The organism is Pseudomonas sp. SMN5, from assembly GCF_052041925.1.
Classification (GTDB): Bacteria; Pseudomonadota; Gammaproteobacteria; order Pseudomonadales; family Pseudomonadaceae; genus Aquipseudomonas.
Genome location: NZ_JBKGGX010000003.1, coordinates 172452 through 185681, shown reverse-complemented (window position 1 = coordinate 185681; position 13230 = coordinate 172452). Strand labels below are relative to the sequence as shown.

Sequence of the window (13230 nt, the reverse complement as noted above, 5' to 3'; positions counted from 1 at the left end):
ATTAGTTTTCCAATGCCAAAGCGGCACACCACGACTCGCCACGCGAGCCTTGCGGCGTCAGTTTCAGCGAACGCCCGCCGTTATGCGCGCCAATGGTAATGGTCAGGTCCGGCTTTGGCAAAAAGCCTGCACCCTTCTGGGGCCATTCGATCAGGCACAGCGCGTCATCTTCGAAATAATCGCGGATACCGAGAAATTCCAGCTCTTCGGGGTCCACCAGTCGGTACAGGTCGAAGTGGAAGGCGCGAATGTCGCCGATCTCGTAGGGCTCGACCAGGGTAAAGGTCGGGCTCTTGACTGAACCGACGTGTCCGAGACCACGAATGATGCCCCGGGACAGGGTGGTCTTCCCCGCGCCGAGGTCGCCTTCCAGGAAAATCAGGCCATGGCCTGCGGTGGTGCGCGCGATGCGGGCGCCGAGTTCCGTCATGGCGTGTTCATCCGCCACATACAGGGTTACTTCAGACAAGGTGAATGCTCCTCCAACAACTGACGAATGGCCGGGATCAGATCGGTAGCCGCCAGCCCCCGGCCTGCCCGTCCGACCTGGGTGCCGGCGTTGGCGTGCAACCAGACCGCCAGGCACGCGGCCTCGAAATGTTCCATGCCTTGAGCCAGCAAAGCGCCGACCACACCGGCCAGCACATCGCCAAGACCAGCGGTGGCCATGGCCGGATGGCCCTGGCTGCAAACCGCCAGGCGACCATCCGGGCTGGCAATCAGGCTGCCGGCGCCCTTGAGAATCACCGTGGCGGCGTATTTCTGGCTCAAGGCATGGGCCGCCGCCGGGCGATCGGCCTGCACCTGGGCCGTGGATATTTCCAGCAGCCGCGCCGCCTCGCCCGGGTGCGGGGTGATGACACATCGCTCAGGCAGACTGACCGCACCGCTGCCGAGCAGGTTCAGCGCATCGGCGTCCCATACCTGAGGCAGTGGCGCATCGGCTGCCGCCGACAACAGACTGCGCCCCCAGGCTGCCTGGCCCAGCCCCGGCCCGACCACCAGAACGCTGGCCTGCTGCAGCAACCCCATCAACTGATTCGCCGAGTGGGTGCCCTGTACCATCACTTCCGGTAACCGGGTCAGGGCGGCCGGTACGTGCTCGCTGCGGGTCGCCATGGAAATCATCCCGGCACCACAACGCAGGGCGCTTTCGGCACTCATCTGGATCGCGCCGCCGAAGCCCCGGTCACCACCGATCAACAACACATGGCCGAACTTGCCTTTGTGGGACGTGGCAGGACGCGGCGCCAGACGCGGCAGATTGCGCGGCAAGAGCAATCGAGCACAGGCCGGCGCCGCTTCGATCAGGTCAGGATCGGCGTGCAGGTCGTTGAAGACCAACTCGCCGACCCGATCCGCCGCCTCGCCGGTGAACAGCCCCAGTTTCAGGCCGATGAAGGTCACCGTCAGGTCAGCCGAGACCGCCGTGCCGAGCACCCGACCGGTATCGGCGCATAAACCCGAAGGGATATCCACCGCCGCGACCGGCAGGCCGCTGACATTGATCGTGTCGATGGCGCGGATATACGGTTCGCGGACCTCGCCGCTCAAGCCGGTGCCGAGCAAGGCGTCCAGCAACACGCCGCGCATGGGCGACTCATCCGTCCACGGCTCCACCGGCACGCCCACCGCGACCGCCTCGGCATGGGCATTGGCCGCATCGCCCTGCAATCGCCGCGGCTCACCCACCGTCAGCACCCGCACCGACCAGCCAGCACGCCGAGCCAGGGTCGCCACCAGGTAACCGTCGCCAGCGTTATTGCCATGCCCGGCCAGCACCGTCAGCTCGTCGGCATCCGGCCAGCGCCGAACGATTGCCCGCCAAGCGGCGCGGGCGGCGCGTTGCATCAATTCAAAGCCGGCCGTACCCGCCGCGATCAGCTGCGCATCGAGGGCCCGGACCTGCGCGGCGCTGTACAGCGCGTCGGGAAAATCATCTTTAGTGTGCGGCATGCGTCTTCGGGCTCCGATGTCTGGCAGAATTATACGCATCTCAGCTCCGGTTTCTCTCGCCTCATGCCTGCCATTCCCACAGACCTCCCCGCCCTCGCCCAATCCATCAAGGACTGGGGCCGAGAGCTGGGCTTCCAGCAGGTCGGCATCAGTGGCCTGGACCTGGCCGAGCATGAGCAACATCTGCAACGCTGGCTGGAGGCCGGCTACCACGGCGAGATGGACTACATGGGCGCCCATGGCAGCAAGCGTTCGCACCCCGAGGAGCTGGTGCCGGGCACGCTACGGGTGGTGTCCCTGCGCATGGACTACCTGCCGGGCGACACGCACATGGCGCAAATGCTCGGCCAACCGGAAAAAGCCTACGTCTCGCGCTATGCGTTGGGCCGCGATTACCACAAATTGATCCGTAAACGCGTGCAACAACTGGCAGAAAAAATCCAGGCAGTCATCGGCCCTTTCGGTTATCGCGCCTTCGTCGACAGCGCACCGGTGCTGGAGAAGGCCATCGCCGAACAGGCCGGGTTGGGCTGGATCGGCAAAAACACCCTGGTGCTGAACCGCAAGGCCGGCAGCTATTTCTTCCTGAGCGAGCTGTTCGTCGACCTGCCGCTGCCGACGGATCCACCCCAAGCCAGCGAGCATTGCGGAAAATGCACCGCCTGCCTGGACATCTGTCCTACGAACGCCTTCGTCGGTCCCTACGTACTGGATGCCCGCCGCTGCATTTCCTACCTGACCATCGAACTGAAGAACGCCATCCCCGAGGAGTTGCGACCGCTGATCGGCAACCGGGTATTCGGTTGCGATGACTGCCAGATCGTCTGCCCGTGGAACCGCTTCGCCCGCCCCTCCGGAGAGAGCGATTTCAAGCCGCGGCACAATCTGGACAACGCCGGGCTGGCCGAGCTGTTTCTGTGGGACGAGGAGAAATTTCTCAGCAGCACCGAAGGTTCGCCGCTGCGTCGCGCCGGTTACGAGCGCTGGCTGCGGAACCTGGCGGTGGGGTTGGGCAATGCGCCGTCAACCATCCCGGTGATCCAGGCGCTCCAGGCGCGGCGCGACCACCCCTCGGAACTGGTGCGTGAACACGTGGAATGGGCGCTACGTCAGCACGCCGAGCGTCAGACCTCGTCGTTATAGACAAACTTCGGCATTTCCCAGTGAAAGCGGATCGCCAGCAGCCGCAGCAGGAAGCCACCGAACAGGGTAATGAGGATCGCCTGTTCGCTGGGCAACTGAAGATAGACGCACAGCAGATAACACCAAGCAGCGGCAAAAGAGACGCTGGCGTACAGTTCGCGACGGAAAATCAATGGAATATCGTTGCAGAAAATGTCGCGCAGGATCCCGCCAAACACCCCGGTGATCACACCGCTGACCGACGCCACCAGCATGCCATGGCCCATTTCCAGGGCAGTCATGCAGCCGATCAGGGTAAACGCCACAAGGCCCACGGCATCGAGCACCAGAAACAGCGAGCGCAGATGACGCATCCAGCGCGCCAGGAACACCGTCAGCATCGCCGCCGCCGTGGTCAATACCAGGTACTCCGGGTGCTTGACCCAGGTCAGCGGGTAATGTCCGAGCAATACATCGCGCACCGAACCCCCACCCAGCGCCGTGACGCAGGCGATCAGCACCACGCCGAACCAGTCCATGCCGCGCCGCCCGGCGGACAGCGCGCCAGTCATGGCTTCGGCGGTGATAGCGATCAGATAGAGCATCAACAGCATGATGGCGGTCCTAGCGGGAAGGCGCGCAGTCTAGCCACTTAGGGCGGGCACCAAAAGAGGGCAAGGCAATGCCCCCTGCCTAAACACACGGCCCACAGTCCAACCCGATCCCTGTGGCGAGGGAGCTTGCTCCCGCTCGTCCGGTCCGACGCCTCGGGTGCAGCAGTCGCAGACCGGGCAATGCGGTCTACCTGAAGCACTGCTGGGGCCCGCTTCGCAGGCCAGCGGGAGCAAGCTCCCTCGCCACAAAGGCAATCTCGCCGGTCGTTGGGGTGCCGGTCAGAACTTGATGAAGTGCTTGCGGTAATGCTGCAACTCGGCGATGGACTCGCGAATGTCGTCCAGCGCCAGGTGGCTGCCGCCCTTCTTGAAGCTGTCACGCACCTCGGGCGCCCAGCGTGCGGCCAGTTCCTTGAGGGTGGAGACGTCCAGATTGCGGTAGTGGAAGTAGCTTTCCAGGGTTTTCATGTGGGTATACAGGAAGCGACGGTCCTGGCAGATGCTGTTGCCGCAGATCGGCGATTTGCCCTTGGGCACCCACTGTTCCAGGAACGCAATGGTCTGGGCCTCGGCCTCGGCCATGCTGATCTTGCTTTCGCGTACCCGCTGGGTCAGGCCCGAACCGCCGTGCTGGCGGGTGTTCCATTCATCCATGCCGGCCAGGACCTCATCGCTGTGATGGATCGCGATCACCGGGCCTTCGGCCAGAGTGTTGAGGTCACTGTCGGTGACGATGGTGGCCATTTCGATGATGACGTCGGTATCCGGGTTCAGACCGGTCATTTCCAGGTCTATCCAGATCAGGTTCTGCGGGTTTTGCATATAAAAGGCTCCTCGGAGTAGCTGCGCAGTTTAGCCTAGGCAGGCCCCTCGGCGTGCTAAACTCGCGGTCGTTTTACTCTATTCGCTGCATTCTTCATACGGAACACCCATGGCCAAACGCCAACTCAATCGTCGTCAAAACTGGCGCATCGAAAAGATTCAGGGCGAGCGCGCCGCCCGTGCCGCCAAACGCGAGTCCAGTGCCGTCGAAGCCCTGGAAGGTGGCGACCTGGGCCCTGAGCAGACGGGCCTGGTGATCGCTCACTTCGGCGTGCAGGTCGAGGTCGAGGCCCGCGAAGGCGAACTGGCCGGCCAGGTATTCCGCTGCCACCTGCGCGCCAACCTGCCGGCGCTGGTCACCGGCGACCAGGTTGTCTGGCGGCCCGGCAACCAGGGTATCGGTGTGATCGTGGCGCAATTGCCGCGCCACACCGAGCTGTGCCGCCCGGACAGCCGCGGCCAGCTCAAGCCGGTGGCCGCCAACGTCGACATGATCGTGATTGTGTTCGCGCCGCTCCCCGAGCCCCATGCCAACCTGATCGACCGCTATCTGGTGGCTGCCGAACACGCCGGCATCCGCCCGCTGCTGCTACTCAACAAATTCGACCTGATCGACGAACACAACGCGCCTGCGCTCAACGCCCTGTTGTCGGTCTATCGGCAGCTGGGTTACCCGGTGCTGGAAGTCTCGGCCCACCATGGGAACGGCATGGAGCAACTGCAACAGCAGCTGGACGGGCGCATCAGCGTATTCGTCGGCCAGTCCGGCGTCGGCAAGTCGTCGCTGGTCAACAGTCTGCTGCCAGACGTCGAGACCCGCGTCGGGCCGCTGTCCGAGCTTTCCGGCCAGGGCACTCACACCACCACTACCGCCCGCTTGTTCCACTTCCCCCGCGGCGGTGAGTTGATCGACTCCCCGGGCATCCGCGAATTCGGTCTGGGCCACGTCAGCCGGGCGGATGTCGAAGCCGGGTTCATCGAGTTCAACGACCTGATCGGCACCTGCCGCTTCCGCGACTGCAAGCACGACCGCGAACCCGGCTGCGCCCTGCTCAAGGCCCTGGAAGACGGACGCGTGCAGCAGCAACGGATGAACAGCTACCGCTCGATCATCGCCAGCTTGCCGCAAAGCACCTATTGACCTGAAACGGGAGTTTTCGTGGCGAGGGAGCTTGCTCCAGCTGGAGCGCGCAGCGCTCACTCAAGGGGCTGCTACGCAACCCAGCGGGAGCAAGCTCCCTCGCCACAGAAGCAGCACCCAATAAAAAGCCGCGAATAATCGCGGCTTTTTATTGGGCCTTACTGCGCTGGCGGTTCCGCCGGTTTCGTCGCAGGGGCGTCGAACAGATTCAGCCGCTCGCGCAGTTCATGGGCCGGCACGGGTTGCTGGTCCGCCGGCAGCGCGTTCGGATCCGCCGCAGCGCCAGGATTGGCCGCCGGTGCCGCGCCAGGAGTGCCCTGGGCCGGGTCTGGCGCCGGGTCATCGGTTTGCGAACCTTCGATGGCCTGCTGGGCCTTCTTGGTCAGTACCACGATGTCGATACGCCGGTTGACGGGATTGAACGGATCCTTGCGATCGAACAGCGCCGAGGAGGCATAACCGACCACCCGTGCCACCTGCTCGTCCGGATAACTGCCGGCCACCAGGGCCCGACGTGCCGCGTTGGCGCGGTTGGCGGACAACTCCCAGTTACCGTAGTCACCCTTGCCGACATAAGGCTTGGCATCGGTATGACCGCTGATACTGATCTTGTTCGGCACCGCCTTGATGGTGTCGGCCATGGCCAGCAGGATGTCCTCGAAATACGGCTTCAGGCGAGCGCTGCCGGAATCGAACATCGGCCGGTTCTCGGCGTCCATGATCTGGATGCGCAAGCCGTTCGGCGTAATTTCGAACAGGATCTGATCCTTGAATTTCTGCAGTTGCGGGTTCTCTTCGACCTTGTTCTGCAATTCCTGCAAGAGCAGTTCCAGACGCTCGCGCTCGATCTGCTCGGCCATGCCTTCAACCTGCTCGGTATCCACCGTCACTTTGTCGGGCTGGGGCTGGGACTTGACCTCCGGGTTGAGGGTGTTGTCCGGCGCCAGGGTCGGCGAGCCACCCAGGTCGATGATGTACGGTGTGCCGCTTTCGGAGAACCCGATCGGATCCTTGAAGTAACCGGCGATGGCGATTTTCTGCTCCGGGGTGGCCGTGGACAGCAGCCACAGCACCAGGAAAAACGCCATCATCGCCGTCGCGAAGTCGGCGAAGGCGATTTTCCAGGCGCCCCCGTGGTGTCCAGCGGCTATGCGCTTGACCCGCTTGATGATGATCGGCTGGTTATTTTCCATGACTTAGCGACCGCGGACCGCTTGTTCCAGCTCGGCGAAGCTTGGACGATGCGCCGGGTACAGGACCTTGCGACCGAATTCCACCGCCAGCGATGGCGGCATACCCGAGGCCGAAGCCACCAGAGAGGCCTTGATGGCCTCATAGACGTTCAATTCTTCCTTGGCATCATGGGCCAGGGAAGTGGCCAGGGGGCCGAAGAAGCCATACGCCGCCAGAATACCGAAGAAGGTACCAACCAGCGCCGCGCCTACGTGCAAGCCGATGGACGCCTGGTCGCCGTCGCCCAGGGACGCCATGGTCACCACGATACCCAGTACCGCCGCGACGATACCAAAACCGGGCATGCCGTCCGCGATACCGGTAACGGCGTGGGATGGGTGCTCCAGGTCCTCCTTGAGGTTGTACAGTTCCATGTCGAACAGGCCTTCGAGCTCGTGGGGAGCCATGTTGCCCGACGACATGATTCGCAGGTAGTCACATACGAACGCCGTCATGCGGGCGTCCTTGAGCACGGCTGGATATTTGGCGAAGATCGGGCTGGCGGCCGCGTCTTCGATATCGCCCTCGATCGCCATCATGCCTTCGCGGCGGCTTTTGTTGAGGATCTCGTACACCAGGCCCAGCACCTCGAGATAGAAGGTATGGGTGAAGCGCGAACCGAACATGGTCAAGGATTTCTTGATCACATGCATGGTCATATAGCCAGGGTTGGCCTGCAGGAAGGCGCCAAAAGCCGCGCCACCAATGATCATCACCTCGAAAGGTTGGATCAGGGCGGCAATCTTGCCATGGGAGAGCACGTATCCGCCGAGCACGCTCGCGAACACGACAATGATGCCGATAATTTTAGCCATAGATAGAAAGTACTTACTTAAGTCGGGTTCAAGGTCATATTCGGAAGCTGAAAAATCTCTTCTTCTACTTATCGGCAAAACTGCGCCAGACTATAGCCAGTTCTGGCGAAAAGCCAATTTGCCCCGTTCCGGGCGTCGATACTTCGGGGATGAGCGCGTCCAGCCATGACTCACGAAACCAAGGTTCCAACGCCACGACCAACCACGCTGCAAGGCTGGGTACAATTGCTTGAGGGCGTGCATCTACCGGTTCCCCAGGCCAGCCACGACCTGGTCCGCAAGGCGCTTGGCGACAGCCGCCGTTCCCTGCGCGACATCGCCGAGCTGATGCAGGACAGCCCCGCCCTGGCCCTGAGCGTGATCCGTGAAGCCAACCAGCACACCCATGGCAGCCTCGCCGAACCTGCGGAAAACCTTGAAGTAGCGATCAACCGCCTCGGCCTCAAGCGCACCGAAGAATTGCTTGCGCGCCTGCCCTCATTGCCGGAGCAGCAAATCCCGAATGCCCTGCGCCAGATGCAATTGATCAGCCAGCATGCCACGCAACAGGCCAACGGTTTTTTTGCCAGCCGCCTGGCCCGGCTGTGGCAAGACATCCACTGGGGCAGCCTGCTGTTTCTGTCGCCGCTCTGGGCCCTGGCCCTGACGCACCCTCGCCTGTTGGGGGAATGGGAATTGCGGGTGGTCCATAAAGGCCAATCCGCCGCCAAAGTAGAGCGTGAACTGTTCGGTGTCGGCCTGTTGCACATTTGCCTGGCGCTGGTGGAGACCTGGCGCCTGCCGATCTGGGTGGCACAGGGCTATCGCCTGATGCTCACCGAGCGTCGCGAACTGGTGAAAGTGCTGCGGATCGCCCGCGACAGTGAGCACCCGTTGCGCCAGCAGAATCGCCTGGACGACGACCCGACCTTGCGACGCTGGCTCAATCAGCCGGCCAACACCGTGTTACTGGCAAACGGTCTGGCCCTTTCAGCCCACCAGGCCTGGGATTGCCCCCACAGTTCGCGCTGGCAGTACCTCACCAGCCTGTATCTGCAGATGCCGATGGATGAGTTGCAGCAGCAACTGCATCAGCAAGCCGCCGTCAGTGCCCGGCAGCACGCCATGCCGGACCTCTGGCACCCGGCTGTGGCGCTGATCTGGCCATGGGGGCAGCGCCGCGTCCACCCCGGTTTGTTGCCGGCCGCTGCGCCCAGCGCCGAAAGCCTGGGTCAGTGGCGCAAGCAATGCTCGGCGCTGCTGGTGGAGCCAAGCCCCTTCCGCAATGCCATGCACCTGACCACCTCGGCACGGGATGTTTTGGTGGCCTGCGGCATGCGCCGGGTGATGATCCTGATGGCCGATCGCAGCCAGACCAGCGTGCGCGTACACCAGACCGCCGGCCTGCCTGCCGAAGCCGCGGCCATGAGTTTTTCCATCAGCCAAAGCAAGGTCTTGCAGCGGTTGCTGGCCCAGCAGGCTCAGGTCCGTCTGAACCCGGACAACAACGCGCAGTTTTCTGCGCTGTTGCCGCCGGGCCTGCGCAGCCAATTCAAGGGCGAGCATCTGATCCTGCGTTCGCTGACCTGCAACGGGCGAGTGATCATGCTGGTGGTGGCGGACCAGGGCGGCGGACCGTTCTCGGACGTGACCTTGCAGGCCTTTGGTAAAACCGTGCAGTGCATCGAACGGGCCCTGCACACCTTTACCAACCGCGGTCGCTGAACTTGCTACAATCCTTTCCCTTTGCGCCCCTGGAGACCTCACATGCCTGACTTCTCTGGCTTGCCGCTGGTGATCGAACCGAGCGAGCTGCTTGCGCGCCTCGACGCCCGCGAGCTGATCCTGGTGGACCTGACCAGCGCCGCCCGCTACAGCACCGGACATATCCCTGGCGCACGGTTCGTCGACCCCAAGCGCACGCAACTGGGCCAGCCGCCGGCGCCGGGCCTGTTGCCGGCCAAAGCCGATCTCGAGGCCCTGTTCGGCGAACTCGGGCACAACCCCGAGGCAGTCTACGTGGTCTATGACGACGAAGGCGGCGGTTGGGCCGGGCGCTTCATCTGGCTGCTGGACGTGATTGGCCACACCCGTTACCACTACCTCGACGGCGGCCTGCTGTCTTGGCTGGACGAAGGCCTGCCGGTTTCGATCGAAGTCCCGGCGCCCGTCGCAGGCCCGGTGAGCCTGACCCTGCATGAAGCCCCCACCGCAACACGCGAGTACCTGCAAAGCCGCCTCGGCGCTGCCGACCTGGCGATCTGGGACGCTCGCGGCCCGCTGGAGTTTTCCGGCGAAAAAGTCGTCGCTGCCAGGGGCGGACATATCCCCGGCGCCATCAACTTCGAATGGACCGCCGGCATGGATCAGGCGCGCAACCTGCGCATTCGCCGGGACATGCCGCAGATACTCGAACAATTGGGCATCACGCCGGACAAAGAAATCATCACCCACTGCCAGACCCACCACCGCTCTGGCTTCACCTATCTGGTGGCCAAGGCGCTCGGTTATCCGCGGGTCAAAGGCTATGCCGGTTCCTGGGGCGAATGGGGCAACCACCCCGACACCCCCATCGAGCTTTGAAAGTGCTTAAGGACAGTTAATGAAAAACCGTTTGTTCATCCTCTCTCAGTACCTGCTGCCTCACCACTTGCTGTCGCGGCTGGCCGGCTGCATCGCCGAATGCCGCGTGCGCTGGTTCAAGAATGCGTTCACTGCGTGGTTCGCCAAGCGCTATCAAGTGGACATGTCCCAGGCCCTGGTGGAAGACCTGACTGCCTACGAGCACTTCAATGCCTTCTTCACCCGCGCTTTGAAAGACGGCGCCCGCCCGCTGGATCAGACCCCGGGCGCGATCCTCAGCCCTGCCGATGGTGCGGTCAGCCAACTCGGCCCAATCGAGCATGGCCGGGTATTCCAGGCCAAGGGCCACAGCTTCAGCGTGCTGGAACTGCTGGGCGGTGACACGGCCAACGCCGCACCGTTCATGGGTGGCGATTTCGCCACCATCTACTTGTCGCCCAAGGACTACCACCGTGTCCACATGCCGCTGGCCGGCACCCTGCGGGAAATGGTCTACATCCCTGGCCGGATCTTCTCGGTCAACCAGACCACCGCGGAAAACGTTCCGGAGCTGTTCGCCCGTAATGAACGCGTAGCCTGCATCTTCGACACCGAGCGTGGGCCGATGGCCGTAGTGCTGGTGGGCGCAATGATCGTGGCGTCCATCGAAACCGTCTGGGCCGGGCTGGTCACGCCACCCAAGCGTGAGCTGAAAACCTTCCGCTACGACGAAGCCGCCCGTGCACCGATCCACCTGGAAAAAGGCGCCGAACTCGGGCGCTTCAAGCTGGGTTCTACCGCCATCGTGCTGTTCGGGCCGGGTCAGGTGAAATGGGCCGAGGAACTGGTGGCCGGCTCGCCGGTGCGGATGGGCCAGGGGTTGGCGCTTCCAACCATTTAAGGCACTGAACACCCTGTGGGAGCGAGCTTGCTCGCGATAGCGGCGCGTCAGTCGACAAACATGTTGGCAGACAAACCGTCATCGCGAGCAAGCTCGCTCCCACAGTGGCTATAGCCGTCCAGAAATAGATAGGGCACTTCTTTTCAGCCACAGCTGCTAGAGTTGAGAAGATCCTTTTCATTTTTCTGGCCGGAGTCCGTCCACGGCATGAATGAGACCAGCCCTCTCCAGTTGTTGCGCGTCTCGACCCCGACGCAGTCACGCCTGTCCTTCTGCGATGGCACGCCGCGTGACCTCAAACGCTGGATCGCCAACCTGCCCAAGGCCAACATCGGCGAAACGGCTCGTCTGTTGTACCAGGCCCTTGGCGAACTCAACCAGTTTCTCACCCCCAGCGACAATCGCCTGCAATTGCTCGAGCTGCTGCGGCCCGAGGTGTATTACGTCTGTAGGCATCTGGAGCGGCACTTCCTCCAACAGGCCGTCGTGCTGGACGACCGCTCGCGCAAGATCGTCAACCTCTGCCAGGCCCTGCAAACCCACCTGGCGATGGGTTACAAGCAGATCGCGGCGCGCATCGCGGCGAAATACACCAAGGACCGGGCGCGCCTGCTGAGCACCGCACTGCAACGGGCCTTGCATGCCCTCGACAGCCTGCTGGTGCGGGCCAGCCAGATCTACAGCCCCGTACCTGAAGGCTTATGGCTGGATTTGCACCAGCTGTACCGGATCGCCTGCCTGCACCGCTTGCAGCACCTGAGCGTGAGCGATGAACTGGCGAGCCAGGTCCATCAGTTGAACGCCGAACAGACCTACGTCGTCGCTTTGCTGCTGGGGGCGTCACGCAGCAATCAACTGCGCCAGAGCCAGATCGCACGGCTGGCCGAAGTGCTGGAACCCTGGAGTCACTACGTCAAACTGGACCCCGCCGCAACCGCCACCGGTCTGTTCGCCGTCGCGCCGGAGCTGGACGTCGGACCACGCTATCGCTCCAAATTCAGGGCCGAACAACAGCCGACCTTGCAGGGTTTTGATCCACAGCGCCTGGTCAGCGCGATTGCAGCTCACCTGGATAAACCTTCTGACCTGCCCGTGCCTGGCGGCATGAGCGCCGACACCTTGCGCCATCTGCAAGCGGCCTGGGGCGAGGCTGCCGAGCGCAGCTTCCAGCGCACCGAGGGCAGTGGCACGTTGACGCTGTGCGTGGGCATGAGCGCGTTGCATTACTTCCTCGGCGGCGAACGCTCGTTCAGCGATATCCTGAAGACTCCTGCCACTGGCAAGGCGCGCTTCGAGGCATCACCGACCAAAAGCAGCGACACCTGGAAGAAGGCCTTCGATGCCGCCCCCAGCGGCGATGGCGACATGCTGCCCTACGAAGAAATCGAGTACCCGGTCAACCCGGCCGATGACGACGGCAGCAACTCCGACAAACAGCATCACTTCCCGACCTACGACCTGCCGATCGTCAACCACAGCCCCGGCGGCTACTGCCTTGCCTGGCCGAAGGAAGTGCCGGAACAGCTGCAAGCCGGAGAAGTGATCGGTATCCGCGATGCCAGTGACCAAGCCTGGAGCGTGGCCGTGGTGCGGTGGATCCGCCAGGTGCGCAACGGCACCATGCAGATGGGCATTGAGCTGGTCGCCCCCCACGCACAACCCTGCGGACTGCAACTGGTGCGGGACAAGCAAGAGCAAGGTCAATACTTGCGCGGGCTGCTATTGCCGGAGATCAGCGCTATCGACCTGCCCCCCACCATGATCGCCCCGCGCCTGCCGTTCCAGGAGGGCCAGCGGATCCTGATCAATACCAACGGCCAGGAACGCCGGGCCGGTCTGGACCGACGGCTGACCAGCACCCACAGCTTCAACCAGTTTTCCTATCACCAGGAGGACTCGGTCACCGCCGGGGATGGAACCGAAGCTGAGGGGGATTTCGATTCGCTGTGGAAGTCGCTCTAGACAACCAACACGCAATCCTCTGTGGCGAGGGGAGCTTGCTCCCGCAAGGGCGCGAAGCGGCCCTGAAAACCTGACATCCCGTGTGTCAGGTTGACCACATCGGGCCTGCTGCGCAGGCCAGCG

General features: G+C 63.2%; 12 protein-coding genes. 6 read left to right on the top strand and 6 right to left on the bottom strand.

Translation table 11 applies throughout. The features are described from left to right. Nucleotide 1 precedes the first annotated feature (1 nt). Together tsaE and ACLEJR_RS04185 are read right to left on the bottom strand one after the other, a co-directional pair. Nucleotides 2-469: a tRNA (adenosine(37)-N6)-threonylcarbamoyltransferase complex ATPase subunit type 1 TsaE gene (tsaE, locus tag ACLEJR_RS04190; protein WP_440796491.1), complete on the bottom strand. Its 468-nt coding sequence runs from the start codon at nt 467-469 to the stop codon at nt 2-4. Continuing rightward, nucleotides 457-1956 (bottom strand): NAD(P)H-hydrate dehydratase, encoded by a 1500-nt coding sequence (locus tag ACLEJR_RS04185; RefSeq protein ID WP_440812322.1) that lies wholly within the window; start codon nt 1954-1956, stop codon nt 457-459. Before ACLEJR_RS04185 ends, tsaE begins: the two co-directional genes overlap by 13 nt. 63 nt (nt 1957-2019) lie before the next feature. On the opposite strand from ACLEJR_RS04185, the gene queG reads away from it, so the two are divergent. Continuing rightward, nucleotides 2020-3099, top strand: a complete 1080-nt coding sequence (queG, locus tag ACLEJR_RS04180; protein ID WP_440796489.1) for a tRNA epoxyqueuosine(34) reductase QueG — start codon at nt 2020-2022, stop codon at nt 3097-3099. On the opposite strand, the gene ACLEJR_RS04175 is transcribed toward queG, so the two are convergent. Both ACLEJR_RS04175 and orn read right to left on the bottom strand, forming a co-directional pair. Then, nucleotides 3081-3695 carry a trimeric intracellular cation channel family protein gene (locus ACLEJR_RS04175; RefSeq protein WP_245143859.1) on the bottom strand — a complete coding sequence of 205 codons (615 nt, stop codon included), beginning with the start codon at nt 3693-3695 and terminating at the stop codon, nt 3081-3083. The genes queG and ACLEJR_RS04175 overlap by 19 nt on opposite strands. Nucleotides 3696-3971: 276 nt before the next feature. After that, a complete protein-coding gene (orn, locus tag ACLEJR_RS04170) occupies nt 3972-4514 on the bottom strand; it encodes an oligoribonuclease (protein ID WP_440796488.1) in 543 nt (180 codons plus the stop codon). A 109-nt stretch (nt 4515-4623) separates the two neighbouring features. On the opposite strand from orn, the gene rsgA reads away from it, so the two are divergent. Continuing rightward, on the top strand, nt 4624-5655 hold the full coding sequence (rsgA, locus tag ACLEJR_RS04165; protein ID WP_440796487.1) for a small ribosomal subunit biogenesis GTPase RsgA: 1032 nt from the start codon (nt 4624-4626) through the stop codon (nt 5653-5655). Nucleotides 5656-5813: 158 nt separating this feature from the next. Here rsgA and motB read toward each other — a convergent pair whose 3' ends face one another. Both motB and motA read right to left on the bottom strand, forming a co-directional pair. Next, nucleotides 5814-6848 (bottom strand): flagellar motor protein MotB, encoded by a 1035-nt coding sequence (gene motB, locus ACLEJR_RS04160; protein ID WP_440812319.1) that lies wholly within the window; start codon nt 6846-6848, stop codon nt 5814-5816. Between the two features lie 3 nt (nt 6849-6851). After that, nucleotides 6852-7703, bottom strand: coding sequence for a flagellar motor stator protein MotA (motA, locus tag ACLEJR_RS04155; RefSeq protein WP_440796485.1), 852 nt, complete (start codon nt 7701-7703; stop codon nt 6852-6854). A gap of 165 nt (nt 7704-7868) precedes the next feature. Between motA and ACLEJR_RS04150 the strand changes: the two genes are divergently transcribed. The 4 genes from ACLEJR_RS04150 (at nt 7869) to ACLEJR_RS04135 (ending at nt 13107) form a co-directional block, all read left to right on the top strand. Then, nucleotides 7869-9407 carry an HDOD domain-containing protein gene (locus ACLEJR_RS04150; RefSeq protein ID WP_440812316.1) on the top strand — a complete coding sequence of 513 codons (1539 nt, stop codon included), beginning with the start codon at nt 7869-7871 and terminating at the stop codon, nt 9405-9407. A 42-nt stretch (nt 9408-9449) separates the two neighbouring features. Further along, on the top strand, nt 9450-10265 hold the full coding sequence (locus ACLEJR_RS04145) for a rhodanese-like domain-containing protein (RefSeq protein ID WP_440812313.1): 816 nt from the start codon (nt 9450-9452) through the stop codon (nt 10263-10265). Between the two features lie 19 nt (nt 10266-10284). Beyond that, nucleotides 10285-11145, top strand: a complete 861-nt coding sequence (asd, locus tag ACLEJR_RS04140) for an archaetidylserine decarboxylase (protein WP_440796482.1) — start codon at nt 10285-10287, stop codon at nt 11143-11145. A gap of 207 nt (nt 11146-11352) precedes the next feature. Next, nucleotides 11353-13107 (top strand): molecular chaperone, encoded by a 1755-nt coding sequence (locus ACLEJR_RS04135; protein WP_440796481.1) that lies wholly within the window; start codon nt 11353-11355, stop codon nt 13105-13107. Nucleotides 13108-13230 lie beyond the last annotated feature (123 nt).

What these genes read in the sequence shown, in the direction of transcription:
- ACLEJR_RS04185 (WP_440812322.1), bottom strand. Translation starts at nt 1,956, where the DNA reads ATGCCGCACACTAAAGATGATTTTCCCGACGCGCTGTACAGCGCCGCG.
- queG (WP_440796489.1), top strand. Translation starts at nt 2,020, where the DNA reads ATGCCTGCCATTCCCACAGACCTCCCCGCCCTCGCCCAATCCATCAAG.
- orn (WP_440796488.1), bottom strand. Translation starts at nt 4,514, where the DNA reads ATGCAAAACCCGCAGAACCTGATCTGGATAGACCTGGAAATGACCGGT.
- rsgA (WP_440796487.1), top strand. Translation starts at nt 4,624, where the DNA reads ATGGCCAAACGCCAACTCAATCGTCGTCAAAACTGGCGCATCGAAAAG.
- motB (WP_440812319.1), bottom strand. Translation starts at nt 6,848, where the DNA reads ATGGAAAATAACCAGCCGATCATCATCAAGCGGGTCAAGCGCATAGCC.
- motA (WP_440796485.1), bottom strand. Translation starts at nt 7,703, where the DNA reads ATGGCTAAAATTATCGGCATCATTGTCGTGTTCGCGAGCGTGCTCGGC.
- ACLEJR_RS04150 (WP_440812316.1), top strand. Translation starts at nt 7,869, where the DNA reads ATGACTCACGAAACCAAGGTTCCAACGCCACGACCAACCACGCTGCAA.
- ACLEJR_RS04145 (WP_440812313.1), top strand. Translation starts at nt 9,450, where the DNA reads ATGCCTGACTTCTCTGGCTTGCCGCTGGTGATCGAACCGAGCGAGCTG.
- asd (WP_440796482.1), top strand. Translation starts at nt 10,285, where the DNA reads ATGAAAAACCGTTTGTTCATCCTCTCTCAGTACCTGCTGCCTCACCAC.
- ACLEJR_RS04135 (WP_440796481.1), top strand. Translation starts at nt 11,353, where the DNA reads ATGAATGAGACCAGCCCTCTCCAGTTGTTGCGCGTCTCGACCCCGACG.